Source organism: Streptomyces sp. SDr-06, from assembly GCF_003324565.1.
Taxonomy (GTDB): Bacteria; Actinomycetota; Actinomycetes; order Streptomycetales; family Streptomycetaceae; genus Streptomyces.
In genome coordinates this window covers 40654-65435 of sequence record NZ_QOLA01000024.1, presented here as the reverse complement: position 1 = coordinate 65435, position 24782 = coordinate 40654, and the positions used below count along the sequence as shown (strand labels likewise).

The window sequence follows — 24782 nt, the reverse complement described above, 5'->3', positions numbered from 1 at the left end:
CCGAGACGCAACCGTTCCGTCTCGGATAGGGTGGGCCACATGAGCGCAGCAGCCACCCCCACGTCCCCGCCGGAGCGGCGCGCCGCGGGAGGGCCCGTCCTGCAGGACGAGGTCACCCAGGCGCTGACCGCGGCGTTCTTCGAGGAACTGGCCGAGGCCGGTTACGGCCGCTTGGCGATGGAGGCCGTCGCCCGCCGCGCAGGCGCGGGCAAGGCCGCTCTGTACCGCAGGTGGCCCTCGAAGCAGGCGATGACCGTCGCGTTGGTCTCCGAGGTGGCCACCGCTGGGCCTCTCCCCGACACCGGCTCGCTGCACGGCGACGTACGCGCGTTCCTGCATGGCTGGATCACCGCGCTCAGCCACCCGCTGACCACCCGCGTCATCCCGGACCTGATGGCCGAGAGCATCCGCAACGAGGAACTCGGCAGAGCCCTGCTCGCCGCGGTGCGCGACCCGCGCCGCGAGCACGCCTCCCACGTGCTGCGCAGGGCGGTCGAGCGCGGCGAACTCCCGCCGGACGCCAACAATGAACTGAACCTGGACTTCCTCACGAGCCCGGTCTACTGGCGCGTGGCCGTGGTGCGCACCCCGACCGGCGACGACTACCTGGACCGGCTCACCGCGAAGGTCATCGCGGCGCTCTCGGCCTGAGGGACCGCGCCGCTCGACCGAACAGAAGCAGCTGGCCGGTGCCCGAGCTGTACGAGACCGTCCTGCTCTCCATTGCGTCGCGGCGGCCGTACGGTTCGGTGCCTGGTGCTACGAGCGGCGCGGGCCCGAGCCCTGCGACCGTGACGCCCGCGCCGGGGTCTTGCCCGTACCGGCCGAACCGGGCGACGACTCGGCAGGCCGAACGAGCGGTACCGGTCCGCGCCGCACCTTCAGCCGGGCCGGGCCGCCCGGGCCGGTCGTGCGGTGGTCCCAGACGGCCCGGCGGGGTTCAGGGGCTGACGGTGTTCCAGCGTTCGGCTGGGATGTCCTGGCATGTGTAGAGGTTGACGCGGCCGTGGTTGGCGTCGGGGGCCAGCAGGCACAGGTGGTTGGCTTCGTTGCGGTAGCGGATGCTGCCGTCCGGGTAGGCCTCGGCGAGCCAGCGCTGACCGGCTCCGGCGACGCCACGGGCATCGTCACACGCATACAGCAGGGCGGCCGTCTGCTTGTTGGCGTTCACGTCCTGGCTGCCCAGGCACTGGTTGTTGCCGCTGAGGCTCTGGATGCGGACCAGGTTGTCGGCCCGGCTGATCCGCTGAATGTTCCAACCGAAGTCCTGCTTCTCGTAGAACAGCCAGTAGATCCACCACGAGCGGGGCGGTGTGGGCTGGGTGTAGACGAAGGTTCCGGGAACGTTGCCGGCCCTGCGCAGCCGCCCGCCGAGGAAGGAGGATTCCAGGCGCACGTTGTCACCGGTGGTCTGCCATCCGGCGGGCGGTGAGGCGGCGTTGTCCCACCAGAGCTGGCCGGCTTCCTGGGTGCACGGCGCGGCGCTCACCGTGGCGCCGTTCGGGGTGAGGCAGAGGCCGGGGACGGCCACGTTCCGCCAGCGTTGCGGTCCGCCGTTGTCGTCGTTCCAGGCCGGGGGGTCATCGAGGTGGGCGATGGTCCACTGCGCGCGCGGGTCGGCGCACCGTCCCGCGACGATCGGGGTGGAGGCGGCCCGGCGGACGCTGGGCGCGATCGCGATGCAGTCACCCGTGCCGATGTTCTGCAGGTAGTGGGTGAGCGCGTCGGTGGTGAACATCTGGAAGGTCTGGCTGCCGTTGTAGCGGGCCTGCCCGACCGTGATCGTACGGTTCGGGTTCTCCTGCAGCAGACCGCCGGTTGGGGAGGCCAGCACGCTGTGGAAGACGTGGGACGGGAGCGGCGCCCGAACCGGAGGCGGGGTGCGGGCGAACTCGACGGGCACGTGGTCGGATCCGCCGCCCCGGGGAACGGTCGCGGCGAAGCCGCCCGGTGCACCGCGCGTGATCGCGTAGTCCAGCTCGCTCGGTGTGTCGCCGCCGATGTACGTCGGCTGCCCCGTGCGCAGCAGAGCCTCGTCTGCGCGCAGATGCAACGACTGGTTGCGGGCCTCGTCGTTGGAACGGTTGAGGATGTTCACGTTGAAGTCGCCGGCCAGCACCCAGTTCCGGCCGTCGGTGGCCGCGAAGGCGCGGACTTGGCCGAGCAGTCCTTGCACGTCCTCACCGCGGGCGTGGGTGTTCCAGTACCAGGTGCTGCCGAACCGCAGACCGAGCAGGGGACGCGCCCGGTAGCGGTTGTTGGGGGCGTTGGGGTCCGGGTTGTAGGCGGGGTTCTCCAGCACCCGGACGTCGTCGGCCGGGGTGTCGGTGACGAACGCCAGGTTCATCTGGCCGCCGTCCCACGTGTCCAGATCCGTCCCCGCGACCCTGCGCGGGTCGGTCTGCAGAAAGTACACGTAGCGGCTGCTGGCGTTCGGACCGCCCGCCCAGGTCACCCGCTGGACGGAACTGGGCTGCGGGGCACGGTTGGGAGTGAGCCGGATCTGGCGGAACTCGCTGCGGTCGTTGTCGTGCGCCGGCAACGGCGGTCCCGCACCCGCCTCCTGCAGCGCCACCACCTGGTTGGTCGCGGCCAGCGGTGCGACCTCCGACGTCCACCGTGAACCGTTGTCGGAGCCGTGCATGTTGTACGTGGCGAACGGCGATGTGCCGTCGCCATTCACGGCCCGCGCGGTGCTGGTGGCCGTGACGATCCCCGCACAGGCCAGCAGGAATGCCGTCACGACGGACACGACGGGGCGTAAACGCCGAGCTCCGCCCGGCGGGCGGGCGTCGGCGCCGCCGCGCCAAAGAAGTCGATCAGTGTGCATCAACGTTCCCTTCGATCGGGACACTTGAGGGCACCAAAGGATCCGTGGCCGACCGGAGGCCGGCGCGCGGGCCCTGCGTCCAGGCGATCCAGGACGCCACTGGGGGAAACGGCCCCGGCCCGGCAGGGGTTCACCGTTTTCCCGCCAACCCCCACGGCCCGACCGGCATCAGCCATCCCCAGCGGACCTGCGGGAGGCGGGAGTACACCGGGTCACGGCCGATCGCAGCGGTACTCTGACCGCGGAACGCTTTCCGAGTCGGCGCATGACCTGACCTGGCGATTACGTCCCCCAACGCCGAGTCGGCCAACACGGAACCACCCTGTCCACATCCGCACTGCGCCACGCCGAAACGGGGCCGTGCCCTTCCGCAGCACACCTGTCACTTGTGGTGCCGAGAGCAAGAGTCCGCAGTGCTGGTCGAGGGCGGGGGACCGGTCGAGCGATGCCGCTGTGGTGCACGGGCGCGGCGAACGGCCCCGGTCCGGGGCCCCTGGTCCCACACCTTGGCCCGGCTCACCGGCCCGATCGCCAGGGCTGTCAACTTCAGTGCTCCTGATCGGCGTTGGACGGCGGAAGCATCGATACCCAGACGTACTGGCGGCCGTCGGCGTCAGGCGCGCGGCCTTCCGTGACTGGCCGGTGCGGGACTGCATACGGATCCTCGTCGAGCGCAGGGCCCGCGCCGCTTTGGACAAAGTCGCACGACCGGCGGGCCGCGGTCCCCGCGCGATCTGCCACCACGGCGAGCGGCGGTGAGGCCGGAGAAGGGGGTCTTGGGGGCCTTTGTGTTGCGGGGCCCGGCGTTCCGTCACCTCGGCATGGGGTGGACCGCCACCCGGCCGGGGCGAGTTCAGGATTGAGCTCGCCCCGGCCGGTGTCCGGACGATCGCCGTGGATGTGCCGGCAAGCGCCGTGCGGGCCCCTGGGCATCGGCAGGGTTATCAGCCGGTCACGCAAGGCCTCGTTGTCGAGCGGCCGTGGTTCAGGGATCCGCACAGCGAGCCGTAGCCGCGTTGGTGCACGCCGAGCAGGGACAACTCAACCCGGCGCCCGGGGTTGACTCGTCCGCGCACAGCAGTGCACGAAGAACGCGTCCGACCGCGCGGACAGACACCCGTAGAAGGCCGTCCGAAAGCGTGAGAGTTCCGCGTCCGCATTCTGCCTACCGGTCGACGCCAGCACACTCAACCGCGCGGCCCTTCTCGTGAACCCCATTGTCTCAGTGAAGAGTTCAGGATCACGAGGAAGGCCGCCTCGTACCCTGCGATCACTCCACAGAGTGCCGATCGATCATCGGGTCGGCGGCTTGACCCAGCCCTTTTTCACCAACTGGTCGCAATGCCACTTGGAATGAGACGGGGACTCGCCCTTCTGCTTGGTGGCTTTCAGGCAGTCCTGATAGGCGTACGGCGGGACAGGCTTGGAGATGGCGACGGCGCTCGCCATCGGAGAGGCCAGGCCGGTGGTCACGATGGCCGTGGCCAGGACAACGCTCATTCGAAGCATAAGAAGTTCACCTCTCGCTCGATAAGGGTGTTCGTGAACACCAACGAGCCTGGTCGTCCTGTGACACGCTCCTGGGGCCCCGGGGCGTCGCACGCAGGCACGGACACCCGGTCGGCCCTAACGCCGTCGCAAGACCCTCAAACGCCCTGGGGTGTGGTCCCGGCCGCCGTTGTCGCGGGCAACCGCCGTGGAGGCGCGGCAGGCCGCAACGGCGGCCGGGGCTCAGAGTGGGGTGTGCAAACCCGGTCGGACAGCACCTCAGCGCCACCGTTGCCACGGCCACGCGCGCTGGGTCACCAGGCCGGTGCCCGCTGCTCGGGTAGGTGGGTTCAGACGGGGCGCGTGCGTGACTTTCGCGGAAGGCGGGCGTTCACTGGGCATGCGAAAGATCATCACGTGCGGCCTGCTCGCCGCTGCGGCCCTCTCTGCCGCCCAGCCTGCCTTCGCCGACAACGACAGCAACTTCGCCGGCGGGGTCAGCGCCGCGAACAACTGGAACTTCGCCGCCGCAGCCGTGTGCATCCAGGAACTTGCCGTGGTACCCGCACTCAGCGACTGGACCGGCAACCACCAGAACAACTGCTCCGTCGGCAACGTCATCGACCAGACGGGCGGAGCGCTGCTGCCCGACCGCTGAACTGCGCCGATGACAGGCTGAGATGGCGGACCCCCACCATGCCGCGAGGCGGTGTGCGGGATCGCTCCAGCCTGATCAGATCCCCAGCTGCCCCTGACGGGGTTGCCGCCATACCCCGGGGCAACAACGCCGGTCCCACGCCTGCAGCGTGGAGCGTCACCGTTCGCCTGTCAGTCGACGCCGCTCCGCGAGGGCGCTTTCGGGGAGTTCGGGGTAGAGCTCGGTCATGCTGCCCCCGGGCATGTAGCGGCGGGGGAAGGCGATCCAAGGACGCACGATCGACTGTGCCCCGTCGTCAGATGAGGAGAGCCATTAAGCCCTCCCCATCTTTCCCCGCCAACGTCCTTCCCCTGCCACACCGAGGACCTGCAACGCGACATGCGACGGTGAGACGTAGACACAGACTTGGACGTCCTACGGGTCGGGCTGCTTGGTTGTGGGCGAACTCGCGGGCGGGCACTGGAGGAACGTCAAGGGATGTGCTTGCGCAGCCATTTCAAGGCTGCGTCGGTGACGGCGGGCCAGCCGCTGTCGACGATGAGGGAGTGGCCGCGGTCGTCGAAGCGCTGGTATTCGGTCACCGCCGAGGAGCGCTTGTACTGCTTGTACGTGGAGCGGGTGAGGATGTCCGGGATGGTGTGGTCCAGTTTGCCGGAGAGCAGGAGCAGCGGGCCGCGTTCCTCGTTGTCCGTAGCGACCTTCGCGGGTGAGTCGCGGTGGAGGTTGGCGAGTGCCAGCTCGAAGAGGGGACGGGCCGGGCTGGGCATCGACCATTTCTCGTAGAGCGTGTCGGACTCCTCCTTGGAAACCGCGTTGGCGAAGCCAAAGCGGAACTGCTCCGGGGTGAGGGACACGGCTCGTTCCGCGTTGCGGGGATTCCTGAGGACAGGAAAGGTGGCTCTGCCCTGGGTGGGACTGAGCGCTTTGACGCCTTTGATCTGTCCGGGGGAAATGGCCACGGCGGCCCGTCCGATTCCCTGTCCCAGCAGATGCTGGACCACGAAGCCGCCCATGGAGTGCCCGACCAGGACGGGCGGTTCGGGCAGCTGCTCGATCACAGCTGCGCATGCGGCGGAAATGGCCTCGACACCTACGCCGGCCTGGGTTTCGGGGTGGGCGCGGGCTTCCGCGACGGTGTCGGGCTCGCCCGGCCACGCTGGCATCACCGGATCGTAGCCCTCGTCGGCGAATCGTTGTGCCCACTGCTGCCAACTTATGGCGTGGAGCCACAGGCCGTGGACGAATACCACGGGTATCCGGCTGTTCGGCATGAGACTCTCCCGTCTCCACCCCGGCTACCTGGCCACTATGGCATCAGATGTCCGGTTGTGCAGGTCGAGGTCGCGCGATAAGAGGCGCCAGTGTTCGTAGCCCCCAGAACCTCAGCGGAGAGAGCCCAGGCGCAGAGTTCGGCCGTGGCAGTCGCGACGCCGCCACTCGCATGGCGGAGCCATCGGTCTGCCCCCGCGTGGCTGGATCGTGTCCCTTGTGGTGGTGTAGCCGATCAATCGGTGGTCGTGTTGGTGGTGTGGGGTAGCGCGGGGGCGCTTTCGGGGAGTTCGGTGTAGAGCTCGGCCATGCTGCCCTCGGGCATGTAGCGGCGGGGGAAGGCGATCCATTCGTCGTGCAGCTCGAAGAGCACGGCGGTGACCAGCCGCAGCAGGGCGTCGTCGTTGGGGAAGACCTGGACGCCATCGGTGCGGCGCTTGATCTCCCGGTTGATCCTCTCCAGCGGGTGCGTTGACTGGATCTTCTTCCAGTGCCGCTCGGGAAACACGGCGAAGGCGGTCAGGTCGTCCTTAGCGTCCAGCAGCATCTGTCTGACCTTGGGGGACTGGCTGCCGAGCATGTCGGCGACGGTGTCGACCTGGGACCCTGACCGCGTTCTCGGTGGGCTGGGCGAAGATCGTGCGGATCGTCGCGGCGACCATCTCAGCGGCGTCCTTCGGGATCACCCCGAAGACGTTCCGAAAAAATTGGACGCGGCATCTTTGGTAGGCGGCGCCGATCATCACCTTGCGGATCGCGTTGACCAGCCCGGTGTGGTGGTCGGCGAGGACCAGGCGGACCCCGCTCGGGCCGCGTTCGCGCAGGTGGCGAAGGAACTCGGTCCAAAATGCCTCGGTCTCGCTGTCGCCGACCATCACCCCGAGGACCTCGCGGCCGCCATCCTCGGTGATGCCGGTCGCGATCACCACGGCCCTCGAGGCGATCTGGTGACGGACCCTCGCCCTGCAGTACGTCGCATCCAGGTAGAGGTACGGGAAGCGGGGGGTGGTTCAGGGGCCTGGTGCGGAACGCGGTCAGCGGCTCGTCCAGGGCGGCGCAGATCCTCGAGACCTCGCTCTTGGATATCCCGCTGTCCCCGTCCAACGCTTTGACCAGGTCATCCAAGCTGCGAGTGGACGAGTGGAGACGCCTTCAACGTATGCCTCCATGATGACGGCGTAGAGGGCCTGGTCGACGCGGCGCCGCCGTTCCAGCAGGCAGGGGAAGAAGCTCCCGGCCCGCAGTTTCGGGATGGCCAGCTCCATATCGCCGGCCTGCGTGGTGAGCGTCTTGTCCCGGTGCCCGTTGCGGTAGTTGGTGCGGGCATCGGTGTGCTCGTTCCACTCGGCACCGATCTTCGCCGCGGTCTCGGCCTCGATCAGCTCCTGCAGCTTCCTCTCGGCCACACCGCGGACGAGTTCAAGTCCCTCGGCCGAACGTAGTGCATCGAGCAGACGTAGTAGTTCAGACTGGGACAGGGCCGCTGTGTGCCTCCTCCCTCGATGAACTGGCTCTTTATCAGGGAGGATTGCACGGTGGCCCGCCTCGTGCGCAGGGAGCGCGCGCCATCAGCCGGAGCACTACTCAGCGTCGATCGCCTACACCATCACGCGGGACGCCATCCGTCGTTGACGGGGGAGCAGATCCCCAGTACGGCGGCGGAACGAATGCCCTGTTCAGTCAGGGGTTGGGCCATCCCCTGACTGGGTTCGGCGACGACACCGCACTCTTCGCCATCGGCGATCTCGACTGGCTGACGGACGAGGATCTGTGACCCCGCGCCCTGTCCGGCGGTGAAAACGTCGTGGCGCCGACAGCCGCGGAGCTGGTTCGCTGTCCGGTCCAGGTTCATGCCCTCTCGAAGAGGTCGGCGACCTGCGGTCTCCAACTGACCGATGTGACGGCGCGGGGGACTTCGCGGCCCTGTTGGAGCCACTGCCGTACGACGGTGTCGTAGATCGGCGAGTCGGAGGTGCTGCGGAACGCAACTTGTAGCCGGGTCATCTCGGCGGATGGCACCAGAGAGAAAGACTCCATACACAGTCCAACGGGTCACGTCGGCAGTGCGTCGCGGGTAGTGCTCCGAACTGGCGGAAAGTCGTTTTTGCGACTGGTCCGACGGCACCAGCACGAATCCGCGGCTGTAGAGGTTTGGGGCTTCGTGCAGCGCGCGGGCCTGGGGGCGCGGGCGCCCAGTAGCGGCGCAGCTTGGCAGCCAACTCGTGCGGGGGCGGCTGTTGCCGGAGGACGCGGACAAGCACACGGTGGACCTGGTCCGCTCGGGGCCGGAAGAGGGCGAGCACGTCGACCACGAGGAGCGGCTGAGGCACAGGATCTACTCGCCGACCGGCCGGGAGGGCCTGGCTCCGGTGGCGTTCGTGCACGAGGACACCATCGGCCAGGCGGCTGTCGCACGCGGCCGACAACGGCGGGCTCAAGCTGGTCCAACGCAAACGGATCGGTGAACTCATGGGTGAACTACGAGATGCCGTGCACAAGACCCCTGGCGGATTCCGCCCCAGTACCGTGCCGAGAGCATCCAGCTCAACGTTCGCGTAGGTCAACTGGCCCAAGAACACCGCTCACTCCAAGAACGACTTTCAGGGGTCCGCTCCAACCTACGGTTCGCCAAGAAGCGCAGCGTCGACCTCGAAGTCCAGCTCCTTGCGCAGGGAACGATCGCTACGAACGTCAGGGACCAGTCCCCGATCCCCCTCGACCACGACCATGCCGCGTCGCTCGGCTGCTGGAGAGAGGTCAGTATCTCCGGACAGGCGGAATGATCAGTCCGGGGCCTCGGGGTGCGACCACGGTCGTGGCGCCGAGCTCACTCAGGGCGACGACGGGCGTCACTGCTCGCGTGACCGGGACGACCACCGCGGTGGCCTCCTTGGCGGCATCCTTTAGAACCAGGGGCTCGCGTCTGTGTCCCGCGCGACAGCCGTTCTGCGGTCACCGCGCGGGACGGTGCTGCGCGGCACCCACTCGCCGCAGGACGCGCTGCCTAGCTTTTCCCCCGGCCGGTGAACGTCCGACGCGGCGTTGGCGTCCACCGCAGGGCTTACCGAACCTCTTTCATCCTGAAGACGTCCAGATCAGGAATGTGTGGACGGCTCGGGCGATGGCGCCGATGCGGCGGGTGGAACGCCGGGCTCGTTGCATCAGTCGCCATGGTGTCAACTACGCGCAGGCGCGTTCTGCTGGAGCCCGCAGCCGCATACGGTCACGGTTGAACTGCTGTTGGTGCTCTGGCTGTTCACGGTGGTGGTACGAGGGGGCGCGGACGGTGGCGCGGCGCCCTGGCAGGACCGTTCGGCGAGAACGGGAGTCTGCCTCGTCAGGCAGGCGTGGATGAGGCCGTGAGTGCGGGCCGTGGTGAGGTCATGGGTGCGTCCCGGTGTCGTGCGGGACCCACAGGGGTGCCGTGTGGTCGAGTGACGACCTGGACGTTCATGCCGTGCTGCTGGGGCTTCTGGCTGTAGTACGGCTCGTTCGCCTTCATTCACCCAGGCTCCGGCTGAGAGGCCGCCCCCAGCGGGTCGGGATCCGCGCCCCGTCGATGATGACGAAGTCGCCCTCGCCCAGGCCGACCAGGGCCTCGATGGCGAGTCTCACGTGCATCCGCGATGCCGTGCTGGGCGCTGTCGGGCAGGCCAACGCGGCATCCTGCTCGGACTGTGCCGCCGAGCAGTTGAAGGCCGTCGGCGTGCGCGGCAGGGCCAGGGGAGGCCGTGTCGGACGTCGACGCTGCTGGGCGTGGTGGTCGCTCTGCTGATGTGTCGGATCCTGTTCCGCCCCTCGGGCCGTCCGGGGCGTACATCGCCCGACTGGTCGCGGCGGCGCTCGGCAGGGCCGTGCCCCCCTCCGGCTCTAAAGGCTAATTATTTGCATCATGAGTCTCCGGATGCCTAAAGTGCTTAATGCAAAACATTGGCCTTAAGGCTCAGAGGTGCTTCCATGACCAGCGTCACCGCCCTGCCGTCCCGCCCCCGCCGCCCGCTCGTGCTGAGCCGCCGCGGCGCCTTCCCGCTGCACGCCTCGGTTCTGGTCACCCTGTTGGCCGCATCCAGCGCACCGACCCCGCTCTACGCCCTCTACCAGGCCGCCTGGCACTTCTCGGCCATGACGCTCACCGTCGTGTTCAGCACCTACGCGCTCTCCCTGCTGCTGGCGCTGCTGACCGCCGGAAGGCTCTCGGACCACCTCGGCCGGCGCCCGGTCCTCGTCGGGTCGCTGCTGGCCGAGGCCGTCGCGATGGCCGTCTTCGCCACCGCTCAGGGGGTGCCCGCGCTGATCGCCGCCCGGATCCTGCAAGGCCTGGCAACCGGTGTGGCCACCAGCGCCGCCGGAGCCGCCCTGCTCGACTTCGAGGACCCCCGCCGCCCCGGCCGGGCAACGGCCGCCAACGGCATCACCCCCGTGGCCGGCATGGCGCTCGGCGTGCTGGCCGCCACCGCCCTCGTCCAGTACGCCCCCGCCCCCACCCGCACCGTCTACCTGCTGTTGCTCCTGCTCTTCACCGCGCAGGCCGCCGCGACCCTCCTCACCCCCGAGACGGCCCGCCCCCACCCCGGGGCCCGGCGCTCACTGCGCCCCGCCGTCACCATCGCCCCCGCCTCCCGGTCGGCCCTCGCCCTCGCCACGCCCGGTATCGTCGCCGCCTGGGCCCTGGGCGGCTTCTACTCCTCCCTGGGCCCCTCGCTCGCCCGGCTCATCGCCCCGGACGCCGCCCGTGCCACCGGCGGTCTGGTCTTCTTCACCATGACGGCTGCGGCCGGCCTCGCCGGCTACGCCGCCCGGTCGCTGCCCGCCCGCACCGTGAACCTCGTCGGCGCCGCGCTGCTGATCCCGGGAGCCCTGCTGACCCTGAGCGGCCCCCAACTGCGCAGCCTGCTCCCGCTGTTCGCCGGAGCCGCGCTGGCGGGCGCGGGCTTCGGCGCCGTCACACAGGCAGCTCTGCGCCTGCTGCTGCCCCCGGCCGCCCCGGCCGAACGCGCCGGCACCCTCGCCGCCTACTACGTCCTCAGCTACCTGGCCATGAGCGTCCCCGCCGTCCTCGCCGGCTTGCTGACCAACCTGTACGGCTTGCAGACCGCCGTCTCGCTCTACGCCGTGACCGTCGTCCTGCTGGCCCTCACCGGCCTCACCCGTGCCCTGGGGTCCCGCACCACCTGACCGGGTGCGGCCCGCCCCTGCCCCGCCCACCCGGAAGGACCCACCGATGAACGCCACCACGCCCCGTCAGAGCATCCCCGTCACCACCACCGGATGGAGCCTCGGCGACATCGCCGTACGCCGCGTCGACGAGATCGAACTGCCCCGCCAGACCGGACCGTGGCTACTGCCGGGTGTCACCCCCGCGGTACTGGACGAGGCGTCGTGGCTGCGCCCCGACTTCGCCGACGCCGAAGTCCCGCGGCTGGCGAGCCACAGCTTCGCGGTGGAGGCCGGCGGGCTGCGGATCGTCGTGGACACCGGCATAGGCAACGCCAAGCCACGCGCCAACCCGGCATGGAACGGTCTCGACACCGACTTCCTGGAGCGGCTGACAGCCGCCGGTTTCCCGCCCGAGTCCGTGGACCTGGTGATCACCACGCACCTGCATACCGACCACGTCGGCTGGAACACCCGCCTCGCAGGCGGGAATTGGGCCCCCACCTTCCCCAACGCCCGCTACCTCACCAGCCGCACCGAATGGGAACACTGGGCGGCCACCGACCTGGACGAAGCCCGCACCCAGATGTTCCGCGACTCCGTCCACCCCGTCCGCGACGCCGGACAGTACGACCTCGTCCATGTGCCCGAGCAGGGCCACGAGGTGGCGCCGGGCGTCCTCCTGGTCCCCGCCCCGGGCCATACCCCGGGGCAGGTCGCCGTCGAACTGCGCGGCAGCGACCGGCGGGCGCTGATCACCGGCGACAGCATCCACCACCCCGTGCAGCTGTCCCACCCCCACGTGCACAGCTGTGTCGACATCGACCCCGCCCAGGCGATCCGCACCCGCACCCGGCTGCTCGACGGCCTGGCGGACACCGACGCACTGCTCCTGGGCACCCACTTCCCGCGGCCCACGGCCGGCACCGTCCGCCGGGAGCACGGCCGCTACCGGCTGCTCGCCGAGCAGGGCGGCGAGAACCCGGCCATCGGGGCCTGACCGCAGGCCCGGTGTCTCGCGCACCAGGACCCGCTGGGGGCCGCTCTAGCCATCTGAAGGGGCGTTGTCGGGAAACTGACCAAGACTCGCTCCGCGAGCCGGAGAGTGCATGCCAGGATGACCCCATGAGCGATGAGAGCCGCAGCTTAGCCTGGCGTTCAACCTCCCCCGTTCACCTGACCCGTTGATCCCGTTCCATTCCCGGGACAGAGCAGCCTGAGCGGAGGCCGCTGGAGGAAAATCGGCGCAGTTGTGCCGCGGACACAGATCCACCGCACGAGAACTGACGACACGTGATGGCCAGGAGATGAGAGGCGATGGCGAGTTCAAGCGCGATGCTGCAGGGCGGCCCGGCCCGGAACGGGGTCTACCCCGAAGGGACAGCGCCACAGGACTTCCGGCCTTGGCGGGTTCGATCCGGAAGACACAGCTCCCTCCAGTCGCCGAGCGTCTGTGACGGCACGGTGTACGTCTGCTCCAAGGAGGGCGTCTGCTACGCACTCGCCGCTCTGACGGGAACCGTTCGCTGGAGCACCGCGATCGGAGAGCGGATGGGTTTCGCCCCGCCCGTGGTCAGCGACGGTGTTGTCTGTGTCACCGACGCCATAGGCAGGGTGTACGCGCTCGGTGCCGAGGACGGCCAGGAGCACTGGCGCCGCCGCTTCGACGGTTCGGTACAGCTCGTGGCTGACAAGGGGGTGGTGTACGGGGTGGATTCCGCCTGGTTGCACAACCGCGGCGCCAATCCTGCGAAGTTGTTCGCGCTGAACCTCGCCAGTGGTGAACCGCTCTGGAGGACCGACGTCTTCGACCGCGCCATGACTCATCCAGCCCTCGCGGACGGAAGGATCTTCCACACCAGCGAATTCGGCGACATTGGCGCGTACGACGCCGCCACGGGCGACCGCCTGTGGCGGGTACCGTGCGACAGCAGGTGGGTAGACATGGCCAACAGCCCGTGCGTGGGGGACGGTGTCGTCTACGCCGCCGTCCAGTCGACGCTGTTCGCGCATGCCGCGGAAGACGGCGAGGTCCTGTGGAGCCGAGACTATGGGGGACTCATCCGGAGCAGCGTCTCGGTCCTGGGTGACACCGTGTACTTCAGCACGAAGCCACACTCACGCAGGGACCGTCCGGCCTCCTACGCCGTCGACGCGGCCACCGGCGAAATCCGCTGGCAGTTGGCCAACCGCTACGGAGCCTCGGCCATCGCGCTCAGCGGCTCTTCGGGCTGGGTTGTCTCCGGCCGTGACATCAACTACCTGTACGCCGTTGACCTCGCCACCGGCACCCGCCGCTGGAAGCGATACCTGGGTCCCAAAGGTGGCACCGTACCCGTCCTCTGGAACGGCATAGCCTTCCTCTCGACCCACACGGACAGGCTGATCGCCATCGACGCGCGGACCGGACAGATGCCGTCCCGGCTGCTCAGGAGCCGTAGGCCAGGGACGCCGTGACTACGTGACGGCCTCGACCGAGGTTGCCCAGGAGTCCCGTGATTGGCGTGTCCGGTAACCATCGTCGATCGACGGAAGCCGTCACCAGGCATATCGGCCACGTCGACCGACCAGCCGCCGCCCGCAGCGAAACGGGGGCGTGTTTCTCGTTGAAGAGGCCCTACTGGCAGCCGTATCGGTGGCGGCTGCTGTTCCGTGCGGACGATTCGTCGGGGTGGGAGGCGATGGGTCCCCAACCGCTCCATCAGGTTCCGTCCGATGCGCTGAAGAGCGCGTCCATCGAGGCCTGGGCCCACGCGTTACTGGGGGAAGCGCCGGACGAACTGGAAGACCTGTGTGGCGACCTGCTTGTTGAGTGTTACGAGGAGCCTGCCCCCGCAGAAGGCACTCCTCCCGTATACGCATGCCAGACAAGGCTGCCGGCATACATCTCTGCCGAGCCACTGGACTGGGCGCCGGCCACGAGCGCCGGGCCCTCCGAGGCGAACGCCTCGGTCCGCCGCTCCCGCTAAGACCCGGAGCACCTCCGCATAAGTACCTGATCAGGAACGAATACCCCTGGAAGGGCCGACTGGGGCCGGTGTTGTACCAGGGGCCGTCGTCTGCTTCTTGTAGTGGTCGTGCTTCCACGGGCCGCGTGCGGCGATCCGGCTGTGGCCGTCAGAGCGCTTCAGGCGCATCCTGTGAAGTGCGCAGAGTGGGCGTGCGCGGGTCCTGCCAGCGAGGAGGAATGCATGGAGAGCGCGCCGAGCAGGACGGCCATGTTTGCGGCCGTGTCGCGTGGATTGTTTCGCCTGGAGACGGCATCGCCGTGGGCACTGGATGATGCGCTCGCCCTGGTGCTCGTCGGCCCGGTATGGCGCGAGCTGCGAGACCGGTACGATCCGCTGTTCCCCGGCCCGGTCCGTCGCGCGTCCCGCGCGGCTGTCTGCACTCGGAGCCGGTACGCCGAGGACCGGCTGGCTGCTGGCGCCTTCACGCAGTACGTGATCCTTGGCGCTGGGCTTGACTCGTTCGCGTGGCGGCGCCCGGATCTGCTCGGCCCGCTGACGGTGTTCGAGGTGGATCATCCTGCTTCCCAGGCCTGGAAGCTCGAGCGGGTCAGGGTGCTCGGCCTGCCGCTCGGCGACTCGCAGATGTTCGTGCCCGTTGATTTCGAGGCCGAACCGGTTCAGGCTGCTCTGGGCGCGGCCGGGTTCGACTGGGCGCAGCCGGCGATGTTCTGCTGGACGGGCGTCGCACCCTATCTGACGGCGCAGGCGATCGAGGCGACGTTGCGCACGATCGCGGCGGCTGCTCCGGGGTCTGAGGTGGTGTTCTCCTACCGGGCCGAGGACTGTGTGCTGGACGACGTGGGGACGGAATTCGCCCGGATCTACACCCCGATCGCGGCTTCTGCCGGCGAGCCCCTTCAGCCCGGTTGGCCGGTCATCGAGATCGAGAGGCTGATCAGCCGGTGCGGGCTGAGGGTCGTGGACCATCCCGCATGTGCTGACCTCCAGCAACGGTACTTCGCCGACCGTACCGATGGGCTGCGGCCCTATACCTTCGAGACCCTGGTGGCCGCGCGGGTCACCTGAAAGCGCGGCCATGTCCGGCAACTTCACCCTCTCCGCGGGCCAGGCGGTGAAGGTACGGCAGAGCAGCACGACAACCCCCAGCGCCTCGGCGGTGTCGCGTCCGTCCGTTTCATTCATGCTGGGCGACACGACTGCCGTGATGGCAGCTGCGAGGGTGGAACGTCGCGCAACTGGCTTCTGGCGTGCGGTGCGTAACCACAGGTGACACACCGTGGTGGCGGTGGGGCAGGGGCCAGGTGCCGTGGTACGGAGCGACATGCCGTGCCGGAATGATCGGTCAGCTGTTTCCGGCCGGGTGGTCGGCCTTCCCCGACGGTGCGCAGGCGGCCAGGGCCGGGCGCCCCTGGCAGCTCGTTGACCCGGGCCCGGCCGCGCACGTGGGGCCCTCTGGTCACGTCACCGCGTTTCCTGCCCGAAACCGTTTCCCGCGTCCTCGCCCGCGGCGGCGGGAGCGGGAATCGCGTGTTCGGCAGCGCGGCTGACCTGCTCCCATGCCGCCCAAGTGGCCATGCGGGTACGGGCGATGTCGAACGCGAGGTCGTAGACCATGCTCCCCAGCAGGAGACGCAGCGGCGGCTCGTCGCTGTCGACCAGCTTGAGCAGCGCGGCCGCGGCGAGCTTGGGATCGCTGTCGACCGAGCCTTCGGCGAACTGCTCGGCCAGTTCCGCCCGCAGTGGCGCGTACGCCTCAATGGGGTTCGTGCTGCGCATGGCGGTGTAGAGGTCCGTCCAGTAGCCGCCGGGCTGGACGATGCTCACCTTGACCCCGAAGGCCGCCGCCTCCGCAGCGAGCGCCTCGGTGAGGCCTTCCAGGGCGAACTTGCTGGCGCTGTAGAGGCCGGTACTGGGGAATCCGCCCAGGGCTGCGATGCTGGAGACCTGCACGAGGTGGCCGCAGCCCTGCTCGCGCAGAACGGGCATGACGGCTTGGGCGACCCAAAGCGCGCCGAAGAAGTTGAGGTCCATTTGGGCCCGGGCCTCGGCCTCGGTGAACTCCTCGACCATCCCCATCGTCAGCATTCCGGCGTTGTTGACGACGATGTCGAGCCGGCCGAAGTGGCCAACCGCCTCGGCGACGGCGGCGAAGACCGCGTCGCGGTCGGTCACGTCCACCCCGAGGGGCAGCACCTGCCCGGGGTGGGCGGCCGCGAGTTCCTCCAGCGGGGCCGTGGTGCGGGCGGCGACCGCGACACGGTCGCCGACCGTCAGCGCCGCCTCGGCGAAGGCCCGGCCGAGGCCCCGGCTGGCACCGGTGATGAACCAGACGCGGCTCGGGGTTCCGGCTGAGGTGTGCATGTGAGGTACTCCAGTCTGAGTGGCTGTTGTCGTTCCGATCTTGAGGGGTGTTCGTCGAACGGGAGTCCCGATCGGGTGGTTGCCGCTGGCCGCGGGCATGAAGGCAGGGCCTCTTGGTAGCTCGGGGTTGCGAAGCCGACCGAGATCCAGGAGACCCTGTTGCCGCAGTTGTACGTGCTCGTGCCGGTGGAGTTCAACTCGGCGTCTCCGTCGTGTGATTGTGTTGCCCACCGGTTCGGAAACGCAGCGGATCACCCGGAACGTGTTCGGCGGTATCCGTCGGACATGACGGACGCGGAGTGGGGTCAGGTCCGGCCGCTGTTGCCGGCGCCCGGCTGGCTGCGCGGGCGGGGCGGGCAGCCAGAGGCGTACTGCCACCGCGCGATGTTGGACGCGATCCGCTACCTCGTCGACAACGGAATCAAGTGGCGCGGCATGCCGGTCGACTTCCCGCCGTGGGACCGGGTCTACGCCTTCTTCCGCCGCTGGCGCGACCACGGCCTGGTCAAGGAGTTCCACGATCGGCTGCGCGGGCAGGTCCGCGAAACGCTGGGCCGCGACGCGGCACCGACGGCCGGTGTGATCGACTCGCAGTCGGTCAAGGCGGACGCCGTCGTCGGAACGGACAGCCGCGGCTTCGACGGCGGCAAACTCATCAATGGCCGCAAGCGGCACGTCGTGGTCGACACGCTCGGCCTGCTGCTGGGCGTGATGGTCACCGCCGCGGACACCGGCGACCGCATCGCCGCCCAGGAACTGCTCGGGCAGGTCGTCGACGTCCACCACCGGCTGGAACTGGTCTGGGCCGACGGCGGCTACACCGGCGGCCTTGTCACCCACTGCCTGGCCACGTTCGCCCTGGTCCTGGCGATCGTGAAACGCAGCGACGACATGCGCGGCTTCGTGGTGCTGCCCAAGCGGTGGATCGTCGAGCGGTTCTTCGCCCACCTGATGCGCACCCGCCGTCTGGTGCGCGACTTCGAACGCCGCACCGCCAGCGCCGAGGCGATGGTCTACTGGTCGATGACCCTGCTCATGACGCGCCGACTTGCCCGGCCACACCTTGGGCGAGGGTGAACCGGCCCGGCTGCCGCTCGGCCGGCCAGCCCCGCGCGACCAGACGCTTCGCCATCGACCGCAGCGCCTCCACCCTGGCCGGCACCGCGTCCAGACCGAACAGCACGGCTAACTCCTGGCAGGCCAGGGGCCCTTGATGGAGACGGTGCCGGTCCGCGAGCGCGGCGAGGATGCGCTGGCAGTCCACCGACAGCACTGACCAGGCCAGCCCCTCACGCCACACCGGCACCTGCGACTTCGGTTTCGCCGCAGGCCCGGGCGCCGAGCACGCGTCCGCGTCCTGCGGGCCATGGGCGGCCTCTTGACCGGCGATGTCACCGCCGTCCGGAGCCAGGACGGTGCCCACCCGCCTGCGGGCGATCGCCCACTCCTGCCATTCCCGCTCGGCCGCGGCCAGTTCGGCCTGGATGCGATCGGCTTCCTCACGCAGCCCGTCGACTCGACGGCGAGCGGCGAGTTCGTGCTGTTCCAGCAGTCCGACGACCGACGGCATCTGCAGCCTCCCGGGGAGCGACGACCCGACAAGTCACCACTCCCGCCGAATCGCCGGCCCTATGCCTGACCAGCGAAAACGCCGCCTTCAGATTCGGAACAACAACAGCCACTTAGTGGCGGCCTGGGCGGGCGGTGACCGGCGTGGTGAGGGTGAGGGCTCTCTCCTTGGTGGTCAGGTCGGCGTGGACGTAGGCGTCGGTGGAGCGGACGCCTGCCCGGGCGAGCTGGAGTGCGATGCCCGTGGTGTCAATGCCGGCCTGCTGCAGTGACATTGCGCCACTGTGCCGCAGGACGTTGAGGGCTGAGGTGGCCAAGGTGATCGGCAGCAGGTCCAGGCGCGACGCCCTGGATCCGGCCCCGGCTGAACAGAATGCTCTTTGAGACGTGAGCGGCGGTCCGCGAATCCTGCATGATGAGTGATCGTCGTGGGTACCGGGAGGGCTCGTGGTTGAGGGCAGCGGGGTGGACCTGATCCGCATGAGTGACGGGGACATCGGCGGCAATAGCGTCCGGCTGCGGGTGCTGGGTCGGCAAACAGGCCGGGGCCGACTCCGTACAACGACTACCTCGACGCCGAGATCATCGTCACGAGTGGCTTCGCCAACGGGCGCCTTGAGGTACGTCTGTCACCCGAGGACCTGGACGACTGGTCTGCGGCCCTGGACGAGCTCGCGGCAGGCAGAGGCATCCGCTGGCTGCGCAGTATCGAGATTCGCCTGGAGATCGACCGCCAGTTCTCGGTGCCCGTTCCCGTCGTCACGGTGGACGACGCCGAGTCGGTCTCCTCGATCCAAGTCTGGCTGGACGTGGGCTGCGGCTGGGTCGATGACCTGCGCAAGCAGTACGAGCAGGTGCGGAAGACCTGGCCAAACGAGACGGTCACATCGCCGCGGCCAAGGAACTTCTGGCAGTGAACGGGCAAGCCGCTGCCAGCAGATCAGAGAACAGCCCCAAGCTGAGCAAGGCTTCACGGATGTCATCGCGGATCTCCCAGCCGGTCCGCAGGCGGCGCAACCAGTGCAGATGGGCAGACTCGCTGCACAGCCCAGCGTTGCTTTTCAACCCCATGCCGCCTCGCCGGCCACCTCGTTGAGCGCTACCGCGTGGTGCTCTGCTCCGGGTGCTCTACTTGGTTTTGCCCGGTCGTTCGGGGGAGCGGGAGTGTCGGTGGGCTGCGACTCTTTCGCGGGTGGCGCACCGGCGGGAGCAGTAGCGACGTTCCGGGCCGCTGCCTTGTGCGATGAACACGTTCTGGCAGCTGGTTGATGCGCAGATCCTGCCGGGCGGGCGTTGGCGGTCCCAGACCAGGACGGTCAAAGCCATGCAGGAGGAGGCCAGGAGCCACTCGCCCCAGGGGGCGTTGTCGTCGTGGTCGAGGTGAGGATGCCAGGGGGTGCTGCCGCCGTGCGAGGTCAGGCGGAGAGCTCCGGCGTGGTCCTTGAGGAGGCGATTGAGGGTCGCCGCCGCGTCATCCGTGTGCTCGGCCGCGAAGACCTGCCGCAGTAGGGCAGCGGCTGCGCGCATCTCGACGACGTCCCCAGTCGTGAGATCGATGGGGTCAGTCTCACCGTAGGCGCGGAGCACGTCGGCGACGGCGATGGGGTCAGGGTGCTCGTCCGTGAGGACGTTGATCAGGGCGGCCGTGCGCCGAGCTGTGGTCAGCACGGAGAGCCGGGTGGACCAGTCGTCGCTGTTGAAGGACACCTGCGCAATGTAACGCATCTTGCTGAGTTTTGAGTTACCTCCGTAACGTCCTGTTGATGGAACGGCGTTACTCACTCTGCTTCTATCTCGCTGGAGCCGTAGCAGCTCGTGCCGGGGACGAGATGTCGGGACCGTCGCTGATGCTCGCAGCATTCGCCCTCGCCGGATCGGCCGTCGAAGCGTCGTCGCTGCTCGCGGGCATCACAATCGCTGCCGCGGTGGGCGGGCCGGTGATCGGAGCACTCCTTGACAGAGCCGTACGGCCGGGACGCCTGCTGGCCGGGGCTCTCGTCCTGTATGCGGCGGGGCTGGGGGTGATTCTCGCGGGACTGGACCGGTTGCCGGTCGGTGTCACCATCTTGATCGCTGTGGTGACGGGGCTGTTGGGGCCGGCCCTGTCGGGCGGATGGACGGCCCAACTACCGTGTGTGGTGCCGGGCGACCGCCTGCCCCGGGCGAACACACTCGACGCCATGACGTTCGGCATGGCGAGTCTGGCCGGTCCGGCACTCGCCGGCACCGTGGCGGAGACGCTGGGCGCCCCGACGGCCGTGGTGGTCGCCGCGGTACTCATCGGTTCGGCGCTGCCCGCCGCCTGGATGCTGCCCGCGCGCCCCGGCCGGGCGCGCGGTGCTCCGACAACCTCAGTGGTCAGTGACCTTGCTGCCGGTCTGCGGGTCCTCGCCACAAGGCCGCCGTTGGCCCGAGCGACCTTGACCTCGGTCCTCTCGTGCGCTGCTCAGGGCATGCTGACGGCCTGTATTCCGCTCCTGGGCGAGCGGGTCCTGGGCGGGGCCGACCGCGGTGCGGTGCTGCTGTCCTGCACGGCGATCTCCGCTCTGGTGGCCAACGCCGTCCTCGCGCGGTTTCCGCGTTCGGTCGCCCCCGACACGGTGATCTGGGCCAGTGCCCTCATCCAGGCTGCCGCGCTGGCCTTGGCCATATGGGGCCAACCAGTCGTGCTCATCGTGGCCGTACTCGTCGCCGGGATCGGTGAGGGACCCCAGTTGGCTGCCTTGTTCGCGGTCCGTCACCGGGAGGCTCCTGAACGACTGCGCGGGCAGATATTCACCACCGGCGCCAGCTTGAAGATCACCGCATTCGCCCTGGGTGCGGCGGTTGCCGGGCCGGTCGCGACGTGGTCCCTTCCAGGCGCCTTGGCTTTCGCAGCGAGCTTGGCGGTCCTTGCCGCACTGGGTTTCTTCGCTGTCCCGTCGGCATCAGCCACCCCGTCCGGGGGCCGTGCGGCACCGGGTTGATCAGGCGCGGGAGCGACAACCATGGCCTTGCCAGGTGCGCGTCGATTGCCTGGGCGTGTATCGGAAGTGGCTTGAGAGGCTGTTGGTTCGTCAGTCCTGAGACGGGTCGGCGAGCCAGCGGTCGTCCTGGAACTCGGCTGGGACTTCGTCTTCCCACGGATCGATTCCGCGGCGTTCCAGTTCGTCGAACCATCGGTCCCGCTCCGATTCGGGGAGGCGCCGTCCGCACCAGGGGCAGAAGTCGATAGTGCTGCTCGAAGTGCCCCCGTCGTGGATGATCAGCCCGTACTCCTGGAACTTGGCGCTGAACTTGATCAGCGCGTCTGGGCAGGCGAAGGGGTCGTCGTGGTCTGCAACCGAAGCGAGATGCCTGTCATGTCGGCCTGGCCAACCCGAAGATGGAAGGGCAGCTCGTTCTGGAACGGCACAGCGGGCGGGACCTTCGAGGGCGTCGCCGTCACCCAGGGCGTTCTCGCGATGGCGGCCCGGTATCTGAGACAGCATCAGGATCGGTGCGCCGGTTACCTGCTCGCTGGCCGCCGATGATCCCTGATCGCGACGTCGACCTTCCCGCATTCATCGGGTCGGCATCCCTTGGGGGGCACTGTTGACCACGATCGGCAGAGATCCCTCAACGAGGTAGGGATGTTCGGGGAAGTGGTCGATGTGGAGGCGACCGCCGTCCTCCATGGTGGTCATGCCCTGGAGGTTGGCTGCGGGTATCGGCTTGGCGCCGGGATCGCCGCTGACCACCGGGGCCTCCCGCGAGGCGTCAAGCTTGTGGATTCGAACAAGCGCGAACCCTTCGGGTGAGGGAAGCTCCGCCGACGGGTTCATCCGGTGGATGCCTCACTCAGCTATCGTGCGCCGGTATCAGCAGTCGTCATCGACAAGGCGGGTCATGAGTACGTCGGCGCCAACAACGGCCGGACCAGCGCAACTGAAGCGGCACCTGGGCGTCTTCGACGCGGTCGTGGTCGGTCTCGGGTCGATGCTGGGCGCGGGCATCTTCGCCGCCCTCGGACCGGCCACCTCGGCGGCCGGCTCCGGCCTGCTGCTGGGCCTGGCCCTGGCCGCCGTGGTGGCGTACTGCAACGCCACTTCCTCCGCTCGGCTGGCCGCTCGCTATCCGCAGTCCGGCGGCACCTACGTCTACGGCCGTGAACGGCTCGGCGAGTTCTGGGGCTACCTGGCCGGGTGGGGTTTCGTGGTCGGCAAGACTGCCTCCTGCGCGGCGATGGCCCTCACCGTCGGCTCCTACGTGTGGCCCACCCAGGCCCACGCCGTGGCGGTCGCCGCGGTGGTCGCGCTGGTCGCGGTGAACTACGTCGGCTTGCAGAAGGCCGCCTGGCTCACCCGCGCGATCGTCGCCGTGGTCCTGGCCGTGCTCGCTGCCGTCGTCACGGCGTGCTTGAGCAGTTCGGCCGCCGACACCGGCCACTGGACCGTCGGCGCCTGCGCCGGATGGCCCGGCGTACTCCAGGCGGCGGGCCTGCTGTTCTTTGCCTTCGCCGGCTACGCGCGCATCGCCACCCTCGGCGAGGAGGTCCGCGAACCTCAACGCACCATCCCCCGCGCCGTCTTCATGGCGCTCGGCATCACTCTGGTTGTCTACGCCGTCGTCGCGCTCGCTGCTCTCTCGGTGCTCGGCCCCCACCACCTGGCCCACACCGCCGCGCCGCTGGCAGACGCCGTGCGCGCGGCCGGCGTCCCAGGGCTGGTGCCCGTTGTGCGCGTCGGGGCGGCGGTGGCGGCCCTCGGTTCACTGCTCGCGCTGATCCTCGGGGTCTCCCGCACCACTCTGGCCATGGCCCGAGACCGCCACCTGCCGCACGCCCTGGCCGCCGTCCACCCGCGCTTCGCGGTACCGCACCATGCCGAGCTGGCCGTCGGCGCCGTCGTCGCTGTCCTGGCCGCGTTCGCTGACGTGCGCGGGGCGATCGGGTTCTCCTCCTTCGGCGTGCTGGCCTACTACGCCATCGCCAACGCTTCCGCCTGGACTCTCAGCCGCGAGGAAGGACGCCCGCCCCGGGTCGTGCCCGTCGTCGGCCTGGCCGGGTGCATCGTCCTGGCACTCGCGCTGCCCGCGGCTTCCGTGCTGTGGGGAGCCGTGGTGATCGCGCTCGGCGCTGCTCTGTACGGCGCCCGCAAGTGGTTCACCCGCAGCACCTGAATGCCGGGGGAGGAGCGATGCTGATCGGGCGGCAGGACGTTCTGCGGCCCCATTCCTGGAGGGGGTGGGGAATTTACTGAGGAGACGCAGCCCACGCCAGCTGGGTGTGGGCAGGGGAAGCGGCCAGAGCCGGAGCGACCGGGTGCGGTTCGTTTCGAGTGACGGCCGCGATCGAGCGCTGAGGGCATACGTTGGACGGAGGCAGGGCGGAGGCGCTCGCGCTCGTGCCCGGCGTCCTGCGGCCGGGCGACGCGGGCCGCCCTTGCCGCCGGCCACATCACCGTGCTCGATGCGGTGTTCGGCCAGATCGAGGACCCATCCCTATGGGAAGCGCTTCGCGATCGCCTCGGCGATCGTGTCTGGTGCGTGCTCTTGAATGAAGTGCCGCGCGTGCGGCAGTTCGACCACGTCGAGATCGGCGAAGGTCGCACGCATGCGCGGGATACAGGCGCTCGGCCGGAACACCATGTCCCGCATTCCCCACACCAGCAGGGCCGGTTTGTCGCCGAGCAGGACAGGCACGTCTCGGGCGAGTTGGTCCAGCAGGGGGCGCGCGGCACGGATCTCTCTGGGCATCACGGCGAGTCCACGCCGGGCTTGAGCGGTGGGCTGCACCGCGCGGTAGTGGTCGGCCTCGGCCGCATCGAGCGTGCGCCCCAGCTCAGCGAGCAGGACGCGCTCGACGAGGAAATTCCGTTCGAGAATCCGCCGCTGTATCGGACGACTGCTCATGACCATGCTGAACATCCGATTGGCCATCGCTTCGATCGGCCAGAACAGGGTGTTGCCCAGCACGACCCCCCTCACCCGGTCCGCGCGCGAAGTGACCGCGCCCAGACCGATGGGCCCACCCCAGTCCTGTCCCATCAGAACGAAGCCGTCGAGCTGCAGGTGGTCGATCAGCTCTCCGAGGACCGCGGTGTGCTCGGCGATCGTGTAGCCGAAACCCGCAGGACGTTCGGACAGTCCGAAACCCAGATGGTCGACGGCGATGCACCGGTACCGGTCGCGCAGGGCCTTCACGATGTGACGGTATAAGAAGCTCCACGTCGGAGCGCCATGACAGAACAGGAGCGGCGGCCCGGCGCCCTCGTCGATGTAGTGAACCCGGCCGACGGACGAGTCGAACCAGCGCGACTCGAACGGGTACAGGCTCCTGTCGGGAACGAAGTCGATCAGCATCGGGCCCTCCCTATGAACGCACACTACATGTGTAGTGTGCGGGTGCGCCGCCCGATTGCCGAGTCCTCCGGTGCTGGGCCCGATCTACGATGGGTGCGGATTCTCCACACCCGAATCGACGAGCCTCACCAGTCTCCGGCACTGGTTGCACCGTCCTCGC

General features: G+C 69.0%; 20 protein-coding genes and 3 pseudogenes. 10 read left to right on the top strand and 13 right to left on the bottom strand.

What is annotated here, in order from left to right:
• The first annotated feature begins 39 nt into the window (after positions 1 to 39).
• Positions 40 to 651, top strand: a complete 612-nt coding sequence (locus tag DT019_RS32810) for a TetR-like C-terminal domain-containing protein (RefSeq protein WP_114040619.1) — start codon at positions 40 to 42, stop codon at positions 649 to 651.
• A gap of 289 nt (positions 652 to 940) precedes the next feature.
• Here DT019_RS32810 and DT019_RS32805 read toward each other — a convergent pair whose 3' ends face one another.
• Entirely contained in the window at positions 941 to 2743 is a 1803-nt protein-coding gene (locus DT019_RS32805) for a ricin-type beta-trefoil lectin domain protein (RefSeq protein ID WP_114040650.1), read from the bottom strand.
• Positions 2744 to 4123: 1380 nt separating this feature from the next.
• Positions 4124 to 4339, bottom strand: coding sequence for a hypothetical protein (locus tag DT019_RS32800; RefSeq protein WP_114040618.1), 216 nt, complete (start codon positions 4337 to 4339; stop codon positions 4124 to 4126).
• A 379-nt stretch (positions 4340 to 4718) separates the two neighbouring features.
• Here DT019_RS32800 and DT019_RS32795 point away from each other — a divergent pair, with 379 nt between their 5' ends.
• A complete protein-coding gene (locus tag DT019_RS32795; RefSeq protein WP_114040617.1) occupies positions 4719 to 4976 on the top strand; it encodes a hypothetical protein in 258 nt (85 codons plus the stop codon).
• 470 nt (positions 4977 to 5446) lie between these two features.
• Here DT019_RS32795 and DT019_RS32790 read toward each other — a convergent pair whose 3' ends face one another.
• From DT019_RS32790 to DT019_RS40490, 4 genes and pseudogenes are all read right to left on the bottom strand, one after another.
• Positions 5447 to 6247, bottom strand: coding sequence for an alpha/beta hydrolase (locus DT019_RS32790; RefSeq protein WP_114040616.1), 801 nt, complete (start codon positions 6245 to 6247; stop codon positions 5447 to 5449).
• Between the two features lie 233 nt (positions 6248 to 6480).
• Positions 6481 to 7723 (bottom strand): annotated as a pseudogene (locus tag DT019_RS32785) (IS256 family transposase).
• A gap of 370 nt (positions 7724 to 8093) precedes the next feature.
• A complete protein-coding gene (locus tag DT019_RS39905; RefSeq protein ID WP_189390125.1) occupies positions 8094 to 8249 on the bottom strand; it encodes a hypothetical protein in 156 nt (51 codons plus the stop codon).
• A gap of 1071 nt (positions 8250 to 9320) precedes the next feature.
• A pseudogene (locus DT019_RS40490) lies at positions 9321 to 9845 on the bottom strand (transposase family protein); the annotation flags it as partial.
• 357 nt (positions 9846 to 10202) lie between these two features.
• Between DT019_RS40490 and DT019_RS32770 the strand changes: the two are divergent.
• From DT019_RS32770 to DT019_RS32755, 4 genes are all read left to right on the top strand, one after another.
• On the top strand, positions 10203 to 11420 hold the full coding sequence (locus DT019_RS32770) for an MFS transporter (RefSeq protein ID WP_114040613.1): 1218 nt from the start codon (positions 10203 to 10205) through the stop codon (positions 11418 to 11420).
• Positions 11421 to 11466: 46 nt separating this feature from the next.
• Positions 11467 to 12399 (top strand): MBL fold metallo-hydrolase, encoded by a 933-nt coding sequence (locus DT019_RS32765; protein WP_114040612.1) that lies wholly within the window; start codon positions 11467 to 11469, stop codon positions 12397 to 12399.
• Positions 12400 to 12734: 335 nt separating this feature from the next.
• On the top strand, positions 12735 to 13856 hold the full coding sequence (locus DT019_RS32760) for a PQQ-binding-like beta-propeller repeat protein (protein ID WP_189390123.1): 1122 nt from the start codon (positions 12735 to 12737) through the stop codon (positions 13854 to 13856).
• A 734-nt stretch (positions 13857 to 14590) separates the two neighbouring features.
• Entirely contained in the window at positions 14591 to 15436 is an 846-nt protein-coding gene (locus tag DT019_RS32755) for a class I SAM-dependent methyltransferase (protein ID WP_114040610.1), read from the top strand.
• Between the two features lie 396 nt (positions 15437 to 15832).
• Here the strand turns inward: DT019_RS32755 and DT019_RS32750 are convergent, their stop codons facing one another.
• On the bottom strand, positions 15833 to 16732 hold the full coding sequence (locus tag DT019_RS32750) for an SDR family NAD(P)-dependent oxidoreductase (RefSeq protein WP_114040609.1): 900 nt from the start codon (positions 16730 to 16732) through the stop codon (positions 15833 to 15835).
• A 285-nt stretch (positions 16733 to 17017) separates the two neighbouring features.
• Between DT019_RS32750 and DT019_RS32745 the strand changes: the two genes are divergently transcribed.
• Positions 17018 to 17809 carry an IS5 family transposase gene (locus tag DT019_RS32745; protein ID WP_114040608.1) on the top strand — a complete coding sequence of 264 codons (792 nt, stop codon included), beginning with the start codon at positions 17018 to 17020 and terminating at the stop codon, positions 17807 to 17809.
• Here the strand turns inward: DT019_RS32745 and DT019_RS32740 are convergent.
• The gene (locus DT019_RS32740; RefSeq protein ID WP_114040607.1) at positions 17766 to 18302 is read right to left on the bottom strand and encodes a hypothetical protein; all 537 of its coding nucleotides are present in this window, start codon (positions 18300 to 18302) and stop codon (positions 17766 to 17768) included. The genes DT019_RS32745 and DT019_RS32740 overlap by 44 nt on opposite strands.
• A 112-nt stretch (positions 18303 to 18414) precedes the next feature.
• Positions 18415 to 18576, bottom strand: a complete 162-nt coding sequence (locus tag DT019_RS32735) for an integrase (RefSeq protein WP_114040606.1) — start codon at positions 18574 to 18576, stop codon at positions 18415 to 18417.
• A 273-nt stretch (positions 18577 to 18849) separates the two neighbouring features.
• On the opposite strand from DT019_RS32735, the pseudogene DT019_RS40485 reads away from it, so the two are divergent.
• Positions 18850 to 19218: pseudogene (locus DT019_RS40485) on the top strand (DUF5959 family protein); the annotation flags it as partial.
• Between the two features lie 211 nt (positions 19219 to 19429).
• Here the strand turns inward: DT019_RS40485 and DT019_RS32730 are convergent.
• Positions 19430 to 20026 (bottom strand): CGNR zinc finger domain-containing protein, encoded by a 597-nt coding sequence (locus DT019_RS32730; protein WP_114040605.1) that lies wholly within the window; start codon positions 20024 to 20026, stop codon positions 19430 to 19432.
• A gap of 38 nt (positions 20027 to 20064) precedes the next feature.
• On the opposite strand from DT019_RS32730, the gene DT019_RS32725 reads away from it, so the two are divergent.
• Positions 20065 to 21267: an MFS transporter gene (locus DT019_RS32725; RefSeq protein WP_114040649.1), complete on the top strand. Its 1203-nt coding sequence runs from the start codon at positions 20065 to 20067 to the stop codon at positions 21265 to 21267.
• 90 nt (positions 21268 to 21357) lie between these two features.
• Here the strand turns inward: DT019_RS32725 and DT019_RS41135 are convergent, their stop codons facing one another.
• Together DT019_RS41135 and DT019_RS39895 are read right to left on the bottom strand one after the other, a co-directional pair.
• The gene (locus tag DT019_RS41135; RefSeq protein ID WP_411292759.1) at positions 21358 to 21843 is read right to left on the bottom strand and encodes a DUF6980 family protein; all 486 of its coding nucleotides are present in this window, start codon (positions 21841 to 21843) and stop codon (positions 21358 to 21360) included.
• Positions 21844 to 22020 (bottom strand): hypothetical protein, encoded by a 177-nt coding sequence (locus DT019_RS39895; RefSeq protein WP_189390119.1) that lies wholly within the window; start codon positions 22018 to 22020, stop codon positions 21844 to 21846.
• A 148-nt stretch (positions 22021 to 22168) separates the two neighbouring features.
• On the opposite strand from DT019_RS39895, the gene DT019_RS32715 reads away from it, so the two are divergent.
• Positions 22169 to 23440 carry an APC family permease gene (locus tag DT019_RS32715; protein WP_114040604.1) on the top strand — a complete coding sequence of 424 codons (1272 nt, stop codon included), beginning with the start codon at positions 22169 to 22171 and terminating at the stop codon, positions 23438 to 23440.
• Between the two features lie 321 nt (positions 23441 to 23761).
• Here DT019_RS32715 and DT019_RS32710 read toward each other — a convergent pair whose 3' ends face one another.
• Positions 23762 to 24622 carry a haloalkane dehalogenase gene (locus tag DT019_RS32710; protein ID WP_114040603.1) on the bottom strand — a complete coding sequence of 287 codons (861 nt, stop codon included), beginning with the start codon at positions 24620 to 24622 and terminating at the stop codon, positions 23762 to 23764.
• Between the last annotated feature and the right edge of the window lie 160 nt (positions 24623 to 24782).

Coding starts and splice junctions, on each gene's coding strand:
- DT019_RS32750 (WP_114040609.1), bottom strand. CDS start 16,732: ATGCACACCTCAGCCGGAACCCCGAGCCGCGTCTGGTTCATCACCGGT.
- DT019_RS32710 (WP_114040603.1), bottom strand. CDS start 24,622: ATGCTGATCGACTTCGTTCCCGACAGGAGCCTGTACCCGTTCGAGTCG.
- DT019_RS41135 (WP_411292759.1), bottom strand. CDS start 21,843: ATGCGGGAAGGTCGACGTCGCGATCAGGGATCATCGGCGGCCAGCGAG.
- DT019_RS32725 (WP_114040649.1), top strand. CDS start 20,065: ATGGAACGGCGTTACTCACTCTGCTTCTATCTCGCTGGAGCCGTAGCA.
- DT019_RS32810 (WP_114040619.1), top strand. CDS start 40: ATGAGCGCAGCAGCCACCCCCACGTCCCCGCCGGAGCGGCGCGCCGCG.
- DT019_RS32800 (WP_114040618.1), bottom strand. CDS start 4,339: ATGCTTCGAATGAGCGTTGTCCTGGCCACGGCCATCGTGACCACCGGC.
- DT019_RS32745 (WP_114040608.1), top strand. CDS start 17,018: ATGACGGACGCGGAGTGGGGTCAGGTCCGGCCGCTGTTGCCGGCGCCC.
- DT019_RS32765 (WP_114040612.1), top strand. CDS start 11,467: ATGAACGCCACCACGCCCCGTCAGAGCATCCCCGTCACCACCACCGGA.
- DT019_RS32755 (WP_114040610.1), top strand. CDS start 14,591: ATGGAGAGCGCGCCGAGCAGGACGGCCATGTTTGCGGCCGTGTCGCGT.
- DT019_RS32760 (WP_189390123.1), top strand. CDS start 12,735: ATGCTGCAGGGCGGCCCGGCCCGGAACGGGGTCTACCCCGAAGGGACA.
- DT019_RS32715 (WP_114040604.1), top strand. CDS start 22,169: ATGAGTACGTCGGCGCCAACAACGGCCGGACCAGCGCAACTGAAGCGG.
- DT019_RS32770 (WP_114040613.1), top strand. CDS start 10,203: ATGACCAGCGTCACCGCCCTGCCGTCCCGCCCCCGCCGCCCGCTCGTG.
- DT019_RS32795 (WP_114040617.1), top strand. CDS start 4,719: ATGCGAAAGATCATCACGTGCGGCCTGCTCGCCGCTGCGGCCCTCTCT.
- DT019_RS32735 (WP_114040606.1), bottom strand. CDS start 18,576: ATGTCACTGCAGCAGGCCGGCATTGACACCACGGGCATCGCACTCCAG.
- DT019_RS32740 (WP_114040607.1), bottom strand. CDS start 18,302: ATGCCGTCGGTCGTCGGACTGCTGGAACAGCACGAACTCGCCGCTCGC.
- DT019_RS32730 (WP_114040605.1), bottom strand. CDS start 20,026: ATGCGTTACATTGCGCAGGTGTCCTTCAACAGCGACGACTGGTCCACC.
- DT019_RS39905 (WP_189390125.1), bottom strand. CDS start 8,249: ATGACCCGGCTACAAGTTGCGTTCCGCAGCACCTCCGACTCGCCGATC.
- DT019_RS32790 (WP_114040616.1), bottom strand. CDS start 6,247: ATGCCGAACAGCCGGATACCCGTGGTATTCGTCCACGGCCTGTGGCTC.